Origin of the sequence: Candidatus Allofontibacter sp. (assembly GCF_040404065.1) — a bacterium.
Lineage (GTDB): Bacteria > Pseudomonadota > Alphaproteobacteria > Pelagibacterales > Pelagibacteraceae > Fontibacterium.
In genome coordinates this window covers 1,085,741-1,105,560 of record NZ_JBBAJM010000001.1, presented here as the reverse complement: position 1 = coordinate 1,105,560, position 19,820 = coordinate 1,085,741, and the positions used below count along the sequence as shown (strand labels likewise).

Annotated in this window: 23 protein-coding genes; 16 read left to right on the top strand and 7 right to left on the bottom strand. The window is 32.5% G+C overall.

Going from position 1 to position 19,820, the window contains the following annotated elements:
- The first annotated feature begins 5 nt into the window (after positions 1 to 5).
- A complete protein-coding gene (locus tag AC8IG9_RS06010) occupies positions 6 to 473 on the top strand; it encodes a spore coat protein U domain-containing protein (RefSeq protein WP_507425893.1) in 468 nt (155 codons plus the stop codon).
- A 3-nt stretch (positions 474 to 476) separates the two neighbouring features.
- On the opposite strand, the gene AC8IG9_RS06005 is transcribed toward AC8IG9_RS06010, so the two are convergent.
- The 3 genes from AC8IG9_RS06005 to AC8IG9_RS05995 all read right to left on the bottom strand — a co-directional run bounded on the left by AC8IG9_RS06005 (position 477) and on the right by AC8IG9_RS05995 (position 5,803).
- Complete coding sequence (locus AC8IG9_RS06005) at positions 477 to 2,954, bottom strand: fimbria/pilus outer membrane usher protein (RefSeq protein ID WP_507425892.1); 2,478 nt, start codon at positions 2,952 to 2,954, stop codon at positions 477 to 479.
- A gap of 95 nt (positions 2,955 to 3,049) precedes the next feature.
- Positions 3,050 to 3,496: a hypothetical protein gene (locus AC8IG9_RS06000; RefSeq protein WP_507425891.1), complete on the bottom strand. Its 447-nt coding sequence runs from the start codon at positions 3,494 to 3,496 to the stop codon at positions 3,050 to 3,052.
- A 210-nt stretch (positions 3,497 to 3,706) separates the two neighbouring features.
- Entirely contained in the window at positions 3,707 to 5,803 is a 2,097-nt protein-coding gene (locus AC8IG9_RS05995; protein ID WP_507425890.1) for a tetratricopeptide repeat protein, read from the bottom strand.
- A 123-nt stretch (positions 5,804 to 5,926) separates the two neighbouring features.
- Between AC8IG9_RS05995 and AC8IG9_RS05990 the strand changes: the two genes are divergently transcribed.
- The 5 genes from AC8IG9_RS05990 to AC8IG9_RS05970 all read left to right on the top strand — a co-directional run bounded on the left by AC8IG9_RS05990 (position 5,927) and on the right by AC8IG9_RS05970 (position 11,412).
- On the top strand, positions 5,927 to 7,654 hold the full coding sequence (locus tag AC8IG9_RS05990; RefSeq protein ID WP_507425889.1) for a ShlB/FhaC/HecB family hemolysin secretion/activation protein: 1,728 nt from the start codon (positions 5,927 to 5,929) through the stop codon (positions 7,652 to 7,654).
- A 127-nt stretch (positions 7,655 to 7,781) separates the two neighbouring features.
- Positions 7,782 to 8,330, top strand: a complete 549-nt coding sequence (locus AC8IG9_RS05985; RefSeq protein ID WP_507425888.1) for a Csu type fimbrial protein — start codon at positions 7,782 to 7,784, stop codon at positions 8,328 to 8,330.
- Between the two features lie 136 nt (positions 8,331 to 8,466).
- Entirely contained in the window at positions 8,467 to 8,994 is a 528-nt protein-coding gene (locus AC8IG9_RS05980) for a spore coat protein U domain-containing protein (protein WP_507425887.1), read from the top strand.
- A gap of 66 nt (positions 8,995 to 9,060) precedes the next feature.
- Positions 9,061 to 9,783: a fimbrial biogenesis chaperone gene (locus AC8IG9_RS05975; RefSeq protein WP_507425886.1), complete on the top strand. Its 723-nt coding sequence runs from the start codon at positions 9,061 to 9,063 to the stop codon at positions 9,781 to 9,783.
- 78 nt (positions 9,784 to 9,861) lie between these two features.
- Positions 9,862 to 11,412, top strand: coding sequence for an MORN repeat-containing protein (locus AC8IG9_RS05970; RefSeq protein ID WP_507425885.1), 1,551 nt, complete (start codon positions 9,862 to 9,864; stop codon positions 11,410 to 11,412).
- 18 nt (positions 11,413 to 11,430) lie between these two features.
- Here the strand turns inward: AC8IG9_RS05970 and AC8IG9_RS05965 are convergent, their stop codons facing one another.
- Positions 11,431 to 11,733: a hypothetical protein gene (locus AC8IG9_RS05965; RefSeq protein WP_507425884.1), complete on the bottom strand. Its 303-nt coding sequence runs from the start codon at positions 11,731 to 11,733 to the stop codon at positions 11,431 to 11,433.
- Positions 11,734 to 11,870: 137 nt separating this feature from the next.
- On the opposite strand from AC8IG9_RS05965, the gene AC8IG9_RS05960 reads away from it, so the two are divergent.
- Genes AC8IG9_RS05960 through AC8IG9_RS05945 form a run of 4 tightly spaced genes read left to right on the top strand, consistent with a single transcriptional unit; the run spans position 11,871 to position 14,296 of the window.
- A complete protein-coding gene (locus AC8IG9_RS05960) occupies positions 11,871 to 12,053 on the top strand; it encodes a hypothetical protein (protein WP_507425883.1) in 183 nt (60 codons plus the stop codon).
- Between the two features lie 57 nt (positions 12,054 to 12,110).
- Entirely contained in the window at positions 12,111 to 12,797 is a 687-nt protein-coding gene (locus tag AC8IG9_RS05955) for a dienelactone hydrolase family protein (protein ID WP_507425882.1), read from the top strand.
- A 24-nt stretch (positions 12,798 to 12,821) separates the two neighbouring features.
- Complete coding sequence (locus AC8IG9_RS05950) at positions 12,822 to 13,316, top strand: MOSC domain-containing protein (RefSeq protein WP_507425881.1); 495 nt, start codon at positions 12,822 to 12,824, stop codon at positions 13,314 to 13,316.
- A 44-nt stretch (positions 13,317 to 13,360) separates the two neighbouring features.
- Positions 13,361 to 14,296 (top strand): ATP-grasp domain-containing protein, encoded by a 936-nt coding sequence (locus tag AC8IG9_RS05945; protein ID WP_507425880.1) that lies wholly within the window; start codon positions 13,361 to 13,363, stop codon positions 14,294 to 14,296.
- 28 nt (positions 14,297 to 14,324) lie between these two features.
- On the opposite strand, the gene AC8IG9_RS05940 is transcribed toward AC8IG9_RS05945, so the two are convergent.
- Both AC8IG9_RS05940 and AC8IG9_RS05935 read right to left on the bottom strand, forming a co-directional pair.
- A complete protein-coding gene (locus tag AC8IG9_RS05940) occupies positions 14,325 to 14,510 on the bottom strand; it encodes a hypothetical protein (protein WP_507425879.1) in 186 nt (61 codons plus the stop codon).
- Positions 14,511 to 14,584: 74 nt separating this feature from the next.
- Entirely contained in the window at positions 14,585 to 15,427 is an 843-nt protein-coding gene (locus AC8IG9_RS05935; RefSeq protein ID WP_507425878.1) for a sulfite exporter TauE/SafE family protein, read from the bottom strand.
- Positions 15,428 to 15,624: 197 nt separating this feature from the next.
- On the opposite strand from AC8IG9_RS05935, the gene AC8IG9_RS05930 reads away from it, so the two are divergent.
- The 6 genes from AC8IG9_RS05930 to AC8IG9_RS05905 all read left to right on the top strand — a co-directional run bounded on the left by AC8IG9_RS05930 (position 15,625) and on the right by AC8IG9_RS05905 (position 18,511).
- Entirely contained in the window at positions 15,625 to 16,038 is a 414-nt protein-coding gene (locus tag AC8IG9_RS05930; protein ID WP_507425877.1) for a hypothetical protein, read from the top strand.
- Positions 16,039 to 16,040: 2 nt separating this feature from the next.
- Positions 16,041 to 16,793: an acid phosphatase gene (locus AC8IG9_RS05925; protein WP_507425876.1), complete on the top strand. Its 753-nt coding sequence runs from the start codon at positions 16,041 to 16,043 to the stop codon at positions 16,791 to 16,793.
- Positions 16,793 to 17,023: a hypothetical protein gene (locus AC8IG9_RS05920; protein WP_507425875.1), complete on the top strand. Its 231-nt coding sequence runs from the start codon at positions 16,793 to 16,795 to the stop codon at positions 17,021 to 17,023. The genes AC8IG9_RS05925 and AC8IG9_RS05920 overlap by 1 nt, the downstream gene beginning before the upstream one ends.
- Complete coding sequence (locus AC8IG9_RS05915; RefSeq protein ID WP_507425874.1) at positions 17,020 to 17,298, top strand: hypothetical protein; 279 nt, start codon at positions 17,020 to 17,022, stop codon at positions 17,296 to 17,298. Before AC8IG9_RS05920 ends, AC8IG9_RS05915 begins: the two co-directional genes overlap by 4 nt.
- A 117-nt stretch (positions 17,299 to 17,415) precedes the next feature.
- Positions 17,416 to 17,805, top strand: a complete 390-nt coding sequence (locus AC8IG9_RS05910) for a hypothetical protein (protein WP_507425873.1) — start codon at positions 17,416 to 17,418, stop codon at positions 17,803 to 17,805.
- Between the two features lie 136 nt (positions 17,806 to 17,941).
- Positions 17,942 to 18,511: an NAD(P)H-dependent oxidoreductase gene (locus tag AC8IG9_RS05905; RefSeq protein WP_507425872.1), complete on the top strand. Its 570-nt coding sequence runs from the start codon at positions 17,942 to 17,944 to the stop codon at positions 18,509 to 18,511.
- 18 nt (positions 18,512 to 18,529) lie between these two features.
- Here AC8IG9_RS05905 and AC8IG9_RS05900 read toward each other — a convergent pair whose 3' ends face one another.
- Positions 18,530 to 19,681 carry an FAD-binding domain-containing protein gene (locus AC8IG9_RS05900; RefSeq protein WP_507425871.1) on the bottom strand — a complete coding sequence of 384 codons (1,152 nt, stop codon included), beginning with the start codon at positions 19,679 to 19,681 and terminating at the stop codon, positions 18,530 to 18,532.
- Between the last annotated feature and the right edge of the window lie 139 nt (positions 19,682 to 19,820).

Here is a 19,820-nt window from a genome sequence, read left to right as displayed (position 1 = left end):
GGTTTATGAAATTAAATTACTTTAAAAAATTATTTATATATGTGTTTATGTTAGGATTAATTTCTATCTCTAACGCACTAGCCTCTTCTTGTAGAATAGCTGAAGGAAGACTAAATTTTGGTAAATTTGATAACTTTGGATCCGGTCCTTCTGCTAAAACTGTTGGTGAAATCACAGTTGTTTGCTCTAATATGACAGGCGACGTTAATTACAGTTTAGCATTAACAAACCAGACATTAAGCATAAGCAATGGCAGGGGAGGTTTGTTGAATTATACTCTTTTTACTTCACCAAGTTACACCGCAGTATGGAGTGAAACTAATATGATTACTGGAACTGTTAAAAATATTAACGGCAATGGTATTGATGTTAGGCCTATGTATGGCGAGGTAGTTTTAAGAAATAAAACTAATATGACAGCTGGTGAATATACACACAATGCAAATCCTCCAGTTGTAAAACTAATTTATTAAAATTTAATTTGTAAGCACGCACTTAACTGGACCAATAATTTGTTCTTGTTGTTGCTCCATATCAATTTCAAGGTTTAGTTCACATTTATTCTCTAACCAAGTTACTGTTAATTGGTTTTTTTGACTTAAATTTGTAAGGTAAACTTCACCATTTCTACCAGCAATATAATTTTCTTTACTCGAAGCCACATTCACCGTTGCGCCAGCAGGTATCGGAACATTGTTAGGTAGATAAATTCTAACAAGAGCACTCTTTGCTATTTTAATTGGGAATTTTACTAATACCCCACTTCTTGCATATGCGATCGGGTTCATTTCTAGAACATCTGAGTTAGCCTCAAGAGGTATTTCATTATCTTTTATTTCAATTTTTGTTTTTTCATAAGCTCGTATAGGGAACGCCACAGTTCCGTTATTATTTGTAACCGCTACCATGTTGTTCTGGTTATAGATTTTTATATCTTTCAATCCTTCAGTTTTTACAACTGCAAAGCTCGAACCATTAACATATCTTGATATAAAAATTTCTCCACCTAACACTCCAACTGTTCCGTTAGCTCCTAAACGTTTTCCAGTGGTCACGCCATCCTGTACATTCAGTTGAGCAGAGTATTGAGCCGTGTTTGAATTTAGAGTCGCATTAGCCTTTACATTATTTCTTAGTTCTTCATTTACTATATTCCAACCCATGCCTGGACCTGCGGGAATATTTGTCGATACAGCGTAAGTATTAGTTTTGGTTCCGTTAGGATCAATCGTACGATCAACTCTTGTATAGTAATCTCCTAAAGGAAAAGAGACAACCGCAGCAGCTCCCCAATTTTTTAATGTGTCTAATCTTTTATTATAAGAAAGAGCAAGGTTGGCTCCAAAAGGTAATGCGAAACCTGAACTTATGTACGCATTTTTAAAAGGATCAGCATCCCAATTGTTTTGATTTACGTAACCGATAGTAATGTTGTTGCTAATAATTGGAATTGGAAATGAAACAAATGCGTTGGTCCTAGTTTTTGGCTGCATCTCACCAGGGGTAGAAGCGAATTGAGAAAATTCTTTATCAAATTTTTTTACACTTACGCTGGTTTTCAAAAATTGCCCCATATTTTCAATATTAACTCCATACTGCTGACCAATTCCTTTAATATTATCATTAGTAGAAGCCACTGATGCTTGTAGAAGTGCAAAATTACCTAATGTAAAAGCAACATCACCGCCCGCTGCCTGTCTATCAGTTTGTAACTCCATACGACCTCTGGCTGAAATGGCATCTGTAACACCGTGAACATAAGTTCCTGAAATAAAACCATCTTGGTAATCATTATTTTTTATTCCATAATTTTTTCTTAAGAAACCGGACTCAAGTGAAAAATCATTTTCACCTTTAGCTAATAATATAGGTGATTGATAAAAATTTTTCGTAATGACTTGTTCATTTCCTAAAAGATCTTTTACAATCAAATCAACTTGACCTGCTCCGTTACCAGGCACTGGAAGATGGGTTATATCAAATGGTCCGGGGTTTACTTTTTGTGAGAATGTTTTTTGATTATTAACATACACATCTACAACCGAAGGTAGTGCTGCAGAGCCAGAAATAATTGGATTTGCAGTATAAATATAACCAGGTTGAGTTGAAAAGTTTCTAGACCATTTAACCCCAAAATAATTGGCAGAACGACTCCAGTTCCCGTCATTATTAACTGTATCTCCTACAACAAAGGATTGCATCTTATCAGGCAGATCCTTTTGATAGTAAGTTGAAGCTCTTATTAAATTAGTTGTATGAGAGTCTTGGTTTACTATTAAACCGGTAGACAATGATCCTTTTTTATTAAAACCAGTTAAATCAAATACACCTGAAATACTATCGCTCGCCTTAGTCTGCGTTGCATATACCTGATAGTTAGCAAAGCCTCCAGAGGGACTCTTGTCCGGGTTTAGTTTGTAAGATTCTTTTTGTTTAAAAACATTAAGTTCAAATAATTCAACGGGCACCCTAATATCTAAAGCAAATTTTTCTGAATCAAAATTATATGTAAGGCCTGAACTTGTATTTAGAGGATAGCCGTATGAGCAATCCGACATTTGAATCTTTTCACTTTTAGGAACAAGTTTTAATTCTTTAAAAATTAACTCAGGTAATACCAGTGAACCGTTGGCTAATTTTTCTACTCGGATTGGTTCCGATAACTGTAACAAGTTAATTGAGACATCCACAAGTAATATTTCAGCTTTTGTTGTACAGCCTGATAATTTGGGTTTGGCAGTTTCTGTTTCAGTTGATTTTTGGGCAGTTTTAGTTGGTGCGATTTCTTTTACTTTAGTAGATTTTTTTTCAGCGTCTTCTAATGAATTTGTTGACTCATCAACGCTTCTATTAATTTCATATCTTTCTTCTTTTAATATTACTTTTTTAGCATCTACAGGCTCTGCAGCCATAGCAGACGACATGAAAAGAAGCGCATTTAAAAATTCGAACATTTTGAGGGCTAATTATTTTGCTTCGCGTAATAAGGGAACTAAAATATTAGGAAATACGGGGTTAAATAGTCAGCTATTCTCTAAAATAGACTCTTTTAATAGCTTATTTCAAAAATAATGGGGTTATTTTGGAATTTTTGTAATTTAGCATTATCAATTTTGCTGTTTAATAATTTTGGTGTGTCAAAATTTATTTTTTTTATTTTATCAGAATAATTCTTTTTTAGAGTGAAAGTTTCTTCTTCGAAATCTATCATTGAAGATGAATTAGACTTAAGTCTTGCTAATAATGTGTCAGAAATAAACTCAACCAAATCTCCATTATTTTTTTTAAATCTTAATGCATAATTATTATCAAGTAGTTCTTTGATATTTTTGCTAATAATTTTTATGATAGGTTTGCTGTTGTTATTACAAACGACCGTTACGTCAGATACTATTTGAATTGATTGAAAAGCATCATCTACAAATTGAGGTTCACTTGCAGTAGTTTCGCATTTACTAACAATGGTTGCAGTAACTACAAAAGTGCCAAAAGCCACCTTTGGTTCCGCAAAGCTGCTTTTGCTAAAAAAAAGACAAAGAAATAATGGTAATATAAGAAATATTGAATTTTTTTTTACTGTCTGGATAGTTGGTCTAACCATCAATGTAGCGATAGTTAGATTCGTGCCTATTATGAAAGTAATTATGGATAATTGATCAAATCAGATGTTGATAACATTTTCAATTATTAGGCGAATTCGGCTAAATTAAATTTTTAACTCTTTTATAATTTCTTCAAAAGCTGAAGACCAATCGGTGGTATTATTTTTGGGATTAAATTTCTTTCTTAATAAAGTTGCAGATTTATACCAAGGACTTACTCGAGTATCTAACATCCATCTCCAGTCGGTTATTTTTCCAAGGAGTATAAAAACTTTTTTCCCAATGGCTCCAGCTAAATGAGGAATGGAGGTATCGGTACTAATAACCAAATCCATGTTTTGCATTACTGAAGCGAGATCATCAAAATTATCAATATCTTTACCTATAAAATTTATTTGCGGATATTTTTTTAAAAAAATCTCATCTTCTTTCTTTATTTCTTTTTGAACTAAAAATAAATTTACTTTATTTACTAACGGATAAAAGATTTCTAGATTGGCCGATCGTTCGCTATCTGCAACATATTTTGGATTACCAGCGCAGGTTATTGCAATATTTAATTTTTGTTTGGTTAATTTTAATTTTTTAAACCACTCATCATCTTTATCTTTTGAAGTCTTTAAATAAGCACCGCTAAAAGGAATATTATTTAAATTTGCATTAAATAGCATAGGCAAACTTAGCAAGGGTACTTGAAAGTCAAAATTATTTTTAATAATACCTTTACCCGTTTCATTAATTTCACAATTAAATCTTCTCGACATCAATGTAGTTAGTGCTTTAGACGTATCAAAGGTTACTTTTGCTCCAAGATCTAAAATTTTGTCGATATATCTGCAAAATTGAATGCTATCTCCAAGACCCTGTTCAGACCAAATTAATATTCTTTTGTTAATTAAATTATTTAAATTTTCTAATCTTGGAATTTCTATAAATTGAGGCTCAGAGTTTTCTAATTTAAAACGATATTCATAATTTTTCCAACCCTCTTCAAATTCTCCAAGGGTTAATTGATTTAAAGATTTATTCCAATAGGTATCAGCATAGTCAGATTTAATTTTTATTGCTGCGTCATAACAATCTTTTGCTAAATTAAAATATTTTTTATCTTTAATGTGACCTAAGGCGTGTAGTAACAAACCTTTATTATTCAAAACTTTATAATAGTCTTTTTTAGTTTCAATGGCTTTGTCATACAATATTAAGGCTTCGTCATATTTTTTTAATACGTGCAGAATGTTAGCTTTATTTTCCATTGCTTCTGGAAAATCTTTTTTCATCTCTAGAATTTTATCAAAAATTTTATTGGCTTCCTCGTATTGCTTTAAATTAAAAAGGCAGAGTCCCTTACTATTTAACGCTTCTATAAAATTTTCTGAAACTGCTAATGCTTTTTCACAATATTCTAAAGCTAGCTCAAATTTTTTTAAACCAATATAAGATACAGCAAGATTAACCCATGCCTCAGGAAATATTTTTTTAATTTCAAGAGCTTTATTGCATTCAACGATAGCCTTATCAAAAAGTTCAATAGTAAAAAGAGTGAAAGCTTTATTGCAATATGCTTCGGCATAATTTTTATTTAATTTTATTGCTTGGTCATATGCCTGTATGGCTTCTTGGTAGCGTTTCATATTATGTAAAATACCTCCCTTCTTAGCCCATATTTCATGACCAAGATTTTGAATTTTCAGAGCAGCGTCTATGCATTTAAGCGCTTCATTAAAATCTTTTAATTCTTTAAGTGCATCGGCTTTATTGAGAATGGCCTCTAATAAATCTGGTTGAAGCTCTAACGCTTTATTAAAATTTACAATTGCTTCTGAGTATCGTCCTACTTCGCATAACAGAATACCTCTGTTATTGTAGGCGTGAAAATATAGAGGATCAATTTCTATCGCTTTATTAAAACAATTAATAGATACATCAATATTATTTAGTTCTTGTTCAATAACACCAAGATTCATCCAGGCCACAGCATTTTTTGAATTTAATTCAATAACTCTTTCAGCTGTTTTTTTTGCATCCTGATATTTAGTTAATTTTATTTGTGCAGAAGATAAATTATTTAGCACCGACTCTCTGTCAGGAATTAATTCTAGTGATTTTAAAAAATTCTTTTCTGCTTGTTCAAATTCTTTATTTTGAATTAAATTTAAACCATCCTCAAATAGTTGTTTTGAAATTTCAATATCCTTCATGTCTTTCTTATTAAAATTATTCGCATAAAATTGCCAATTTGAGCATAATACTCATATTATGATGTCAGCTAGTTTTAAATATTTGATAAATAGTTCGAAGCAAGGCATATATGGCGAAATTTTATGAAAAAACTCATTCTAATATTTTTCATACTTTTGACACCATCTATTGGATATACACAAATCAAGCCTGATGCAGGGCAGATTTTAAATCAAGAAAATGAACGTGAAAGAATCAAGGAAATTCCTAAGCAAATACCAAAAAGTTTATTAGAGCCTACTAAGAAAAAAGACTTTAAATCTTCTGATGAAAAAACACTTATTAAATCTTTCAAACTTCAAGGCGATATAAAAGCATTTCAAATATCTGAGTTAGAGAATTTATTATCTGACCTGGTCAATACCTCGCTTACTTTTGCTCAGATGCAATTTGCAGCAGACCGCATTACCCAGCTTTATAATCAAAAAGGTTTCTTTTTAGCCCAAGCAATAATTCCGCAACAAGAGATTAAAGATGGAATTTTAATTATTTTAATTAATGAAGGAAAATTAGATTCAAAAGAACCCTATAAAATAAATAAGAAAGAACTGAGAATGTCGGAGGACAGGATAAGCGCTTATATGGATGATGCGCTAAAAGATAATTTTTTAAAAGAGTCTGTGGAGAGAGGATTATTAAATATTAACGACAATCCAGGAGTAAGAGCTAGTTTAACATTAGAACCAGGATCAGAACCTGGCAGCACTAAAATGATTTTAGATATAAATGAAGGACCTTTAGTTCAAGGTGCTGTGGTGATAGATAATTATGGTAACCGTTATACAGGATCACTTCGTGCAACTGCTTCAGTAGATTTTAATAATCCAAGCGGCATTGGTGACCAAATTGGAATTTTAGCAACCAAAGCCATCGAAGGAGATCTAGAATCAAAAAGAATATCTTATAGTTTTCCAATTGGTCCAAGCGGTTTAAGAGGCGGAGCTTTTTATAGCGTTGTTGATTTTAAAATTGGCAAAGAATTATTAACGAACCCGCAAAGTACTGGCAAAGCTGAGAATGCAAATATAAATTTAAAATATCCTTTATTAAGATCATCAGCTGAGTCCGTATTAACTAATTTTAATTATGATAAAAAATATTTATATAATACGAGCACTGGAGCTGCGACTTCAGATAAAGAACTTAGTAATTATAATTTAGGATTTACTTATCAAAAAATTGACCAATTTTTTGGAGGCGGTTTTACTCAAGCAAGTTTTAATTTTACTCATGGTGATTTAGATCTTTCAAAATTAGCTAGTAGCTTAACTAGTGATCAATCAGCAAGTGGCTACAAAACAAACGGATCTTTCAATAAACAAAATATTCAATTGAATAGAATCCAGCAGCTTCCAGAAAAATTTACTTTAAATTTTGCAGCGGATATGCAATTTGCATCTAAAAATTTAGACTCCTCTGAGAAAATGTCTTTAGGAGGACCAACCGGAATTAGAGCTTACCCAACTGGAGAGGCTTCTGGAGATGAAGGTTATAAATATAGTTTAGATTTAAAGTATAGTTTAGGAAATTTTCCTATATTTGGTGAGTTAACTCCTTCAATTTTTTATGATCATGGTAGAATTAAGCAGTTTAAAAACACGAGTGCTAGCACTTCATCAGTTGCAAATAACGCATACTCACTTTCAGGCTATGGTTTTGGAATTGATGCTGTAAATTCAGATGGATTTTCTTTAAAATTTATAGCTGCCCATACTAATGGTGGTAACCCAGGTGCTTCAGCACAAGGGAATGACTCAGATGGAAAAAATCACGACAATAGATATTGGATATTAGGCAATTTCAATTTTTAAAAAGAGAGTTTTTACTTTGACACTTACAACTAAAGGTCGTAAAACAACCTTAAGTTTTACAACTATTAATACGTACACAATAATTGTTAATAATACTGGGGAATTAATTTAAAAAGAATTTCAAGACATGAAAAAAGAATTAAATAAAAGCAAAAATATTTTGATTAAAAAATCAAAAATGTCATTAGCTAAAACAACTACAGCACTTACGTGTCTGCTTGGTGCTTTAATTATTTCAACAAATAATTCAAAGGCATTATCAACTACTACTGGTTCAATGGTGACGAGCACAAGCATTGCATCTACTTGTACCGTTTCTGCGGCCTCAATGACTTTTGCCGCATATTCTGCAACACTGATTACAGCAAACTCAGTTGTAACTGCAAACTGTACGAATGGTACGACTTACACTATTTCTTTTCTCGAGACACCAGACTCTACTCCAGCCTATTACTTGTATAGAGGTGGTACAGTTAGTGCTACTGCTTCAGATCAATTATTGGTTACTTTCACTAATGGAGTTGCCACTATGACTAACGCAGCTGCGACTATTTCAGGAACGGGTACAGGTTCATCTGCAACTGCTGGCACTATCACAGGATCAATTGCTGCAACTCAAACTGGAAAAACAGCAGGTACTTTTTCTAGAACAATGACATTAAATATAGTCTATTAATTAGTTATATTTAGTTCGCGTATAAGTTTATTTTCTCTTTAAAAAGTTTCTAGATCTAAATCCTTCACCAATTATTAAAGTCTTAATTTTTAAGCCTATTTTTTACGAATCATAATAATCGATTAAAGCTATCGTTATGATTGGTAACAAAAAAAAATCTAAAATTTTATTAATGAAAACAACAACTAAGCTTACATGCTTAGTGGGGATGTTAATTTTTTGCAAAAGTGATCTTGTAAGTGCACAAACAATTACCTCAGGAACATTTCTAGTAAGTTTTAGTGTGGCTGCTTCTTGCTCTCTTTCAGCCGACACGATGTCTTTTGGTTCTTATAGCGGGAGTCAGCTTACAGCAACTTCAGTTGTGAATGTCGATTGTACAAGCGGAACTCCTTACACAGTTTCTCTAAATGACAGCCCAGACAGTGGCTCGTTGTATTATTTAGTTAAGGTAGGGGGCAGTTCTACTGTGGATACCAATCGATTAGAGGCATCTTTCACTAATGGATCTTCAACTTTAACTCCAGGGGTTGCTGCATTTAGAGGAACAGGAATAGGCTCTAGAGCGGTCGCAGGAACTCTCACAGGAACAATCGCGGGTCTTCAAACTGGAAAATTAGCAGGCAGCTACATCAAAATAATGACATTAAACGTTGTTTATTAATAAAGCGTTTGTAAACAAGCACTTTCTTTTATTACTGAATCGTAATAACTAAGCCTCTTTTGAAATATGAAAACACTCACATCAAATATACTTGCGTTCTTTGTATTCGTATTTTTATCTACATCTTCATTCGCAGTAACTATATCGCCGACAGTTGTTGACATAAATTCTACGCAAAAGATCGTAACGATTACTTTTGTAAATGATACAGGTAGAGAAATTAATATTCAGTCTTCAGCGCTGTTGTGGAAACAAGTTAATGGTAAAGACGTTTATTCACCAACCAATGATCTAATAGTAGTTCCTGCAATCATCACAATTGCTGGAGGAAAATCTCAAAATTTTAGAGTAACCAAGCGCGTTTTAGACAGTGCTGAGGTTGAGCAATCTTATAGATTATACTTAGAAGACATTACTCCAGAATTTAAAGACCCAAAAAAAGCTGATCCGGGGGTTTTTTTTAAATTTAACCAGAATTTGCCAGTTTATTATTATACCGGCAAGACTATTACTGGTTCACAAAGTTCATTAAAGGCAACTTTTTGTTCTGCAGACTCTAAACAAACATGCGTTAGAATTGATAATAGCGGAAATATGAGAGCCACATTAAATAATATTACTTTCAAGTCTACAGACGAGAAGCAGGCTTTAGGCGTGGATGCAAATGTTAATGGAACTATTTTATCTAATAGCTGGAAAGAGTTTAGATTTAATACTCCGACAAATAAATCTAATACGCTTATTATTAAATCTTCACTTGGTGAATTTGAAGTTCCGTATAAAAAATAATAGCTATGGAAGTAAATCGTGACTTACTTCAATGATAAAAATAAACAAAACGAAATTAGTCTTGTTTTAAAAAACAAAATGAAGAAATTTATTTTAATATTCTTTTTATTCTCAACACTTAATGTGTTTGCTCAGGATTCTTCAACGCTACCAAAGTGTACCGATCCAAGTCCTGCAAAGTTTAACGATTGTACCGGTGAGCTAAAACTAAAAGATGGAAAAAGATATGTAGGAGAATTTAGAAAAGGTCTTCCTAATGGAAAGGGAACTCTTATTCTTGTTGATGGAGGAATTTATATTGGCGATTTTAAAGATCAGAAATTTCATGGTAAGGGCACATTCGCTTGGGCTAATGGAGATCAGTATGTTGGCGAGTATCAAGATAACAAAAGAAGCGGACAAGGAACATTTAGTTGGTCCGATGGCGAAAAATACATAGGCGAATTTAAGGACGATAAAAAAAACGGCAAAGGTAAGTATATATTCGCAAATAAGGGTGAATATATTGGTGATTTCAAGGAAGATCAAAAAAGTGGACAAGGAACTTTAACATGGCCTGATGGCGAAAAGTACATCGGCGAATTTAGAGACGATAAACCAAATGGCAAAGGCACTTTAACATACGCAAATAAAACTCAGTTTATTGGCGATTTTGTTAACGGCAAAAGAGAAAAAGGAACGGTCGTTTCCTTAGACGAAGATAAAAAGAAATCAACTTCGAGCAAAGAAAAAAAATCAACTGCGAGCAAAGATAAGAAAGAGAAACCTTCTTCAATTGATGCATTTTTCTCCGCACCTGCTAAAGCACAAGGATCTTCAAAAAATGCCAAGCAATGTAAAGGCACCGACGTTTCAAAATATAATAATTGTTTTGGCGAAGCAAAAACACCTAAAGGAAGTTATTCAGGAGAATTTAAAAGCGGAAAACCGCACGGACAAGGAACAGTGGTTTGGACCAATGGTGATAAATATTTAGGTGAACACAAAAATGGTTTATCGCACGGCAAAGGAACTTACACTTGGGTGAACGGGGATAAATATGTTGGAGAATTTAAAGAGGGACAAAGACATGGGCAGGGCACTATTAATTTTGTAAGTGGTGATAAATATACTGGCGAGTTTGAAAATAGTAAAAGAGATGGCAAAGGAATTTACATCTGGGCCAATGGCGACAAATATATTGGAGAGTATAAAGACGACAAACCCAATGGCAAAGGCACAATTTCTTTTTCAACTGGAGATAAATATGAAGGCCAACACAAAAACGGCAAGATGCATGGAAAAGGAACTTATACTTCTAAGGACGGCAGTAAGTACGTAGGCAGTTTCAAAGACGGTGAAAAAAATGGATCAGGAACTGCAACATTTAAAGGTGGAGATAAATATGTCGGAAACTTTAAAGATGGAAAGTTTTCTGGCAAAGGAACTTATACTTGGGCTAATGGCGATAAATATGTTGGCTTATATATTGCTGGAAATAAAAATGGTAAAGGAACTTCTACTTGGGCTAATGGAGATAAATACGTTGGAGAGCACAAAGATAATAAGAGAAATGGCAAAGGAACATATACTTTCAAAGACGGAAGAAAAGTAGTTGGAATGTTTAAAGACGGCCAGTTTGTAAAATAAGAAATATTTAATTAAAAATTAATTTATTTTATCGGTGTAAGAACTTTTTATTGTTGTTACAGTTGTATTATCAAAAGAAACTTCTTCTTTGCAGATATTCTCTACATCAATAGTTAATTTACAATCTTTAGATGTTGCAGCTGATAGAACGTGCTCGGATACTTTTTTTCCAGTTTCATTTTCAATTCCAAAATCTGCCATCGTCATCATTAATGATGAAGGCGCAACAAGAGAGTCAATTATATGCGAAGCGACTAAACTACCGCCGCAACCATTTAATGTAAGAGTTGCTAGAATTATAAATATTGCCTTAATTTTCATAGGCCGTAGGTATATTACAATTCGCGTAAAAAGCGAATCATTGTTTTAATAAATTATTTAATTAATTTCGTAAACTGCATGTAAAATGTGCTTATGTCTTTAAAAAAAAATAAGGAGTAGCAAAAATGTTAAAATCTATGGAAAAAATATGGGCTAGAGCCACAGGTCATTTGATGGGTAACTCAGATGAGGAAAGACCTGATGTGCCTATTCTAACCGTAAGAGAAGCAAGGATTGCTTTATACTTAAAAACTTTTTGGGTTGGCATACATGTTATTACGTGTCTGTTCATTATCGCTAATATAATTTGGCATTGGTAAGAAATAAATATTCATACCTAATTAGCTGAAAATTATTTTTTGATATAGAATTAAACAATGGGAAATATTGTAGAATTTAAAAGATCGGACGGAAAAATTTCTAAAGGTTATTTAACCGAAGGTAATCAAGATCAACCAGCCATCGTTGTCATCCAAGAATGGTGGGGCATGAATGATCAAATCAAAAAAGTTGCAGATACTTTAAAAGATGCAGGTTACCGTGCACTTGTTCCTGATTTATATAAAGGAAAATTAGCGCTCGATGCTAATGAGGCTAAACATTTAATGACGGGACTTAATTTCTTAGATGCTGCAAGCGAAGATATTCGTGGCGCTGTTCAGTATTTAAAAAGCACAGGTTCTAAAAAAGTTGCTGTCACTGGTTTTTGTATGGGGGGAGCTTTAACATGCCTTTCCTCAGTCCATGTTCCAGAACTTGATTGCGGTGTCATTTGGTATGGCTATCCGCCACTTGAATTAGTGGATGCAAGTAAGATTAAAATTCCTCTAATGGGACATTGGGCAATTCATGACGATTCATTTAAACTTGAAGGCGTTGATCAATTAGAGAAAAAATTAAAAGATGCTAAAGTTAATTTTGAATTTTTTAGATATGATGCAAAACATGCATTTGCGAATGAAGAAGCGGATGAAAAAAATCTTCCTTATCTTAAATATAACGCTGAAGCTAAAAAACTAGCATGGTCTAGAACCATCGGCTTCTTAAAGAAGAACTTAAGTTAACTTTTTATTTTTGTCATAATAGACATGACACAAACTCCAAACATCCACAGCATTTACACTTCCGCTAATGCAGGTTCTAAAATGATCAGCAAAGATAAAGCTAAACTCGTTAAAGGGATTGGTATTGAAGGGGATAGATACGCTTTAGGTTTAGGTGCTTTTTCAAACTCAAGTCCAAAAAAAAATAGAGATATAACTTTAATTGCAAAAATTGGCATTGATACTTCTAATCGGTTGTTAAAATACGATGGTTTAGCTGAGTTTGATATGAGTGAGACGAGAAGAAATGTGGTGATAGATCAAATACTGCCGGCTGAATTAAATGCATTAGTTGGAAAAGTTTTTTATTTAGGAAAAATTAAATTAATGGGTGAAGAATTGTGCGATCCGTGTGAGCGTCCATCAAAACTTGCAAATAAAAAAGGATTTTTAAAAGCCTACGATAATAATGGTGGTATCAGAGCGCAAGTTTTAGATTCTGGGGAGATTACAATTGGCGATTTATTAGTGCCCGCTTAGGACTATGCCTTTCTTTAATAAACACTTATATTAGAAAAAAATTTATGAAAGTTTATATCATTCACGAAAATGAAGAGTGGACTCTCCCGTTAAAAGAGCATTTGCAAAAATTATCTGTGCCCTTTGAAGATTGGCACATGGATAAAGTAAAATTGAATACGGATTCAGAGCCACCGCTTGGTGTATTTTATAATAGAATGAGCGCTTCATCTCATGCAAGGGGACATAGATATGCACCTGAATATACTGCGGTTGTTTTAAATTGGTTAGCAGCCCACAAGAGAAGAGTTATAAATGGTGAAAATGCTCTATCGTTAGAGATTAGTAAATCACTGCAATACAAAAGATTAAAAGAACATAATATTAAAACTCCAAGATCGATTTTTTGTTCAGGAGTTGAGGGAATTTTAAAAGCTGCAGATAATTTTACAAAACCCTTTATTACAAAACATAATAGAGCAGGGCGCGGGCTTGGCGTTAAGTTATTTCAAAATAAATCAGAATTAGAAATTTATGTTAAGGGTAAGAACTTTGAAGATTCAATTGATGGCATTACAATTTTACAAGAATATATTGAAGCCGATCCTAAAGTCATTACTCGTTTAGAATTTATTAATTCAAAATTTTATTATGCTGTGCAAGTGGATGCGAGTGATAGCTTTGAATTATGTCCTGCAGATGCTTGTAATATCGAAGAACAATTTTGCCCCACTAATCCAGATGGTAGTAAATTTATGATCGTTCAAGATTATAAAGATCCTATTATCGAAAAGTGTGAAAATTTTTTAAAAGCAAATAACGTAGAAGTTGCAGGGATTGAATATATTAAAGATAAAAACGGAGTTAGTTACACGTACGATGTGAATACGAATACTAATTATAATTCTCTTGCAGAGAAAAAAACGACTTTATCTGGAATGAGAATGATTGCTGAATTTCTTAAATCTGAACTTAATAAATTGAAAGCAAACCTTAATTAAGGTCCTCTTAAATTAAGAGGAACTTAACTTAGATTTCGTTTCTTCCTGAGATTGCTAAAAAGTCTCTTCTTTCGCTAACGCTTAAGCCTCTTGGCAAAACGCCAGTTGCTTGAACTTTTTTTCTAGAATTGAAAAGTTTAGCAATAAACCCTTCTTTTTTTACGTTAGAATTTGTTTTGTTAACAAATGCTAACTCTGTGTTTGTATATATCATGCGCACTATATAGAGATGAATTGGGACAAGATTGCGTCCATAATGTGAAATTTTTGTTACAATTCAATAATTTTTTAACCTAAAATCAGATAAATTTTTCGTGATGAAAAGAAGATAATCAGTGACGCCACAAAGAAAATAATGATTTGTGGCTTAATTTTAGATGAAAGTTTGGCCGCAACAGGCGACATGATTAGTCCGCCCAAGATTAATCCAGCAATTGCCTCCCAATGAATAAACTCTATTAAAAAGCCAAGGGAAATACCTATTAAAGTACTAAGGAAAAACTGAGCGGTATTAACTGATGCGATCACTTTTTTAGGTTCATAACCAAATTTGATCAGATTTGAGGTTAACATCGTACCCCAGCCGCCCCCCGCAATTACGTCTAAACAGCCAACTACTCCTGCTAGGGGTGATATTTTTTTAATCTTATAAAGATGACTAAAATTAATTTTATCGAACACTTTGTTAAATAAGATGATGCCGATTACTAATAAATAAATAGAGATCCATAAAGACAGATATGGAATCTTTATTTTACTAATTAAATAAATCCCAATGACGGCACCAATAACACCTGGCAGAAAAATCCTTCTAAATAATTTAAGATCTAAATTACCAATTTTCCAGTGATTAAGAGCAGAAGATCCAGTTGTGAAAATTTCTGCAATATGCACATAAGCAGAAGAAGCGATAGGAGGAATTCCATAACCCATTAAGAATGAAGAGACAGAGGCTCCATATCCCATTCCCAAACTACTTTTAATAAAACTTGCAACAGCACCAAATAACAAACACCAAAAGAATGCCTTGGTATCTACTTCATCAATGCTGGTATTATAAAGATGAAGAATAAAGAAAACCCCAACAATGATTAATAATAATGAGAGAAATCGAAAGATATTATTTTTCATTAATATTGTTTATTTTGAGAGATTATAAATGTGTTGATAGATTTTGTTTTATACACTTTTTTTCGGTACTTCATTTTACTCCTAACCACATTAATTTACGAGCAAAAATAGCTATTGTAATATCTAAAGAATAGATAAAATTTTAATATAGAATATTAAGGCGAAAAGGTTAAAAATACATGAATAAAAATTAATTTATGAACTTAAAAAGAATCTTTAAAAATCTCATCTTAATTGACGCTGCTTTATTTACGTTAACGCTAATTGTTACTTTCTTCTTTCAATCAAAGAAGGTTGAGAAAGTGTATGAAACTTTGCACTATTTTGATTCAGAAATTTTACAAATGGTAGTTGGTATTGGCGCTCTTATAACAGTTGTGCTTTTTTATGTTTCGTTATTCATGCTTTATAAATCTTATAGATTTGGCAAAATACTATTCGTTATTTACTTTGTATTAACTTCATTATTTTTACTAAGTGCCGGGGTAAATGTTAGTGAGGCTTTAAGTAGTTTTTTTGATTATCTACAATCTGCGACAGATGGTGCTATTTTATTTTTGTTATATTTCACTCCCATTGCAAAAGAGTTTATAGTTAAGAAAAGAAGATAAACATGAAACTATTTCATATATTTAAAATAGCATTCGTTGCAGCATTTGTTTTAACCTTTTCGCTTCAAACCATAGCTCAGGAAAAACCCAATGAGGTTTTATATCTTGATCTTAATCATTATAAGCCTGAGTTTATTTTGCCTCCTGCGCCCAAAGAAGATTCAATTGAAAGACAAATAGAACTTCAAACCATCAAAAGTTCTATGGCAAGACTTTCACAACGGGAGAAAGATCTTGCAGTTAGAGATGCAAAAATTTTAAGTGTTAGTGTTTTTGCTGATGTTATTCCAGATTTTGATATTGAAAAATTACCCGTGACTAAAGCGTTGTTTGAAAAAGTTAACTTCAATAGAACGAAGGCTAAAGATTTATCAAAAGATTATTTCACCATTAAAAGACCTTACCAAACAGATACGAGCATTACTCCATGTCAGGAACCAGTCGCTAGTGATTTAAACAGAACCTATCCAAGCGGACATACGACATTTGGTTATGCAGCTGCTGTGGTACTTGCAAATTTAATACCTGAAAAGGCAAGTGCGATTATGGATAGAGCAAGACTTTATGGAAACAACAGAATATTTTGCGGCGCTCATTACCCATCCGATGTTGCAGCAGGCGAAGTGCTTGGGGTGATGGTTGGTAATGATTTAGTGAATAATAAAAAATTTAAAACACTAATGAAAAAAGCTAAAGAAGAGCTTATTCAGGCAGGTCTTACTAGTTCTCCTATCAAAAAAGATTCTAAAGAGTAATGTTTAAAGTCGTAAAGGATGAGGCAAAAGATAATCTTAATAAAATAACACCTCGAAAGGTCCTTGCGCTTTGGCTAATTCTTGCAATCGTTCTTTATTTAATTGTGCCAAGAGTGATTAATTTAAAAGAATATAAAGATGATTACATTTTATTTGCAATGATCATCCTAAGCTTTGTGATTATGGCCTCTGTTGTAATCATCAGCAAACTGATAAAGAAAAACAAATGAAACGTATTATTCTAATTCTATGCATCGTGTTCAACGTTCAAATCGTTGCAGCAGAGCCTACTCAAAAGGAACCACTAGAAAATTGCGCTGATGTTCAGTTTATGTATGTTTGGGGAGATGCGGACATGGTTAAAAAATTTATCGCTCAGCCCATAGATGTTAAAACTAAAGATCTAAAATTCATGGAAAACTTTCCTTATTTTAAGTTTGTTAAAATTTGTGAGAGAGAACGAGTAGGCCGTGAAGAAGAATTTGATGAGGAATGGACAGGCTAATAAAATCCTACACAATCACAGCATTAAAACACTTTAATAAACATAAAAAGATTGTTATTGCTGCTGCGGTAATTAAAGCAGTTATTTTTTATTATATTTTCTTTTAAAAGTTTAAATATGAAACACTTTATCTTTATTATTCTTCTAACCTCTGTAGTTGCTAGTAAAGCAAATGCACAAATGGTGACTTATCTTTGTAATTTTAAAGAGGGGGGTCAAATGGAAGGCGGCAAAGAATATGCTGCAAAGAAGATGCCAGTTTTAAAAATTCTTTTAGATAAAGATAAAAAATTAGTTAAAGACATTAAACGCCAATTCGATCCTTATACTGAAGAAAAAGACTTAATGAATTGGACACACAATTGGGGAGATTGGTCTGACAAATATTCACTTAAACTTGCAAATGGTCAACTTGAAATGACTGGTCAAAACAAAACATCTGCAGACTGGACTAAAAGCTACAAATACGTTTGTACTAAACTTGAAAAGAAACCTAAGGCTTCATAGGATTATTGTTAATGATTAAAGATGATTTAATTAAGATACTGGATTACCTTATTAGTAGACCGAAGACAGTGGTGATCATATTAGTGTTGCTTGCTTTATCGCCTTTATTTATAAATTTATTAAAGTTTTAAAATTTATGAAAAAAGTATTTTTAGTTTATGGTCACTATAGCGATAAATCCTTTAATGCAGCTATTCGCGACACTTTTACTGAAACAGCAAGACAACTAGGTCATTCGGTTGATTGTGTGGATTTATATAAAGAAAATTTTGATCCAGTTTTTAGAGGAGAAGAACCTGATGCAACAACTCTTTCTCACAGAGAGCGAATAAAGAAATCAGATACAATTGTATTAATAGGTCCAATTTGGAATTTTAGAATGCCTGCCATCTTAGAAGGTTGGATTGATAAAGTCCTAGCGCCACCGTTTGCTTTCACTTTTAAAAAATTATGGGGAAATTATGGATATCCCATTGGCGGACTTAAGGACAAAAATGCAATTATTTTTTGTACCTATGGTTCTCCTAGACTTGCAATCACGACATTTTTTTTAAATTTACCCATTCGAAGATTAAAACGCGGTGTGTTTCATATTTGCGGGATAAGAGACATTAAATATAGAAGATATTTTGCTGTGCCCTTCGTAAGCCCTGAAGAACGAGCTCAATTTTTAGAAGACGTTAAGCAAACAGCTCAAAGTTTATAACTTAGCTAAAAGTTAGTTCTAATTAAAAAATTTAGTTATAATTTTAGGAATTTGGTCTTTGAAAGCAAAGAACCCTTTATTTGCAAATGGAAAACAAAATTGATCATATTCTCTTACTAAATATGAAATATTAGTTTTAGCCTTTAGTTCGCTAATGTAATCATTCTCATATCCGCAGGTTAGATAAGGCATAATTACATTTTTTATATTTTTGTCGGCTATTATTTTTAACAGATCATCTTTATTTTTAATGATTAGATTAGTGCCAAAGTTATTTTTTATTTCAGCTAAAAGCTCAAGATTGATTGCTGTTTTAAAATCTAATACTTTCTTTGAAAAATTATTTTCCAAAACAGTATTAAAATCCATAAGTGCACAGTGATTAAATTGAAATTTATTTTTAAATTTCTGCAAAAATACACTATCTAAATTATGAATAAGCAGTAATGAATTATTAAAATCAACTTTATCAAAATGTAAGGGCTGGATAGTAAAATTTTCACTTTCAAAAATAGGTGCCGCATTTTCATTAAGCTTCAAATTATTATATTTCTTCTTTGAAAATTTATTAATATTCCAACTAGTAGCCAGATAATTTTTACCCTTGGTTTGTAATCCTGCAACCCAGCGCCAACTTAAAGTGTTTGATGCCGCATCGCCATCTAGTAAGTGCCTTAAAAAGAAATCAGCACCTAGTTGCCATGGTAATTTTAAAGTAAAAATCCAAATACTTGCAAACCACATCCTCGCGTGATTGTGCAAATAGCCCGTCTGCTTTAATTCTTTGACCCAATCATTAAAGCACTCAATGGATGTGGCTGCATTAATTGCATTCTGATAATTTATATTTTTTGTTTCTTGCTCTAATTTTATCAGATCCTGTTTATATATTTGCCAAACTTTAGGTCTAAGTTCTAACCAACCTTTCCAATAGGTTCGCCAAAAAACTTCTTGAACGAATTTTTCAATTTTTACATATGAGTATTTCGAATGTGCCGAGAGAATAACTTCCTGCTCATCAATAATTCTATGCGTGATATATTTTGACAAACAACTGGTATTGCTTCTTTGCGCTGCACCGTTATCAAAATTCCTGTCTTTGGCATAATTACTTAAAAAATTTTCTGAAAAATCATTAAGACTTTTCAGTGCCTGCTCTCTAATTTTCATATTTATCTAAAGTATTATCTTTGTTTACAAAGCAAAATCAAACACTTCGCCACAGTATCAATAAATGATTAAATTGTTATAAATACACCAGATGCAAATAGGTTTAATCATTGGTATTGCGTCGAATGCAGTTAGAATA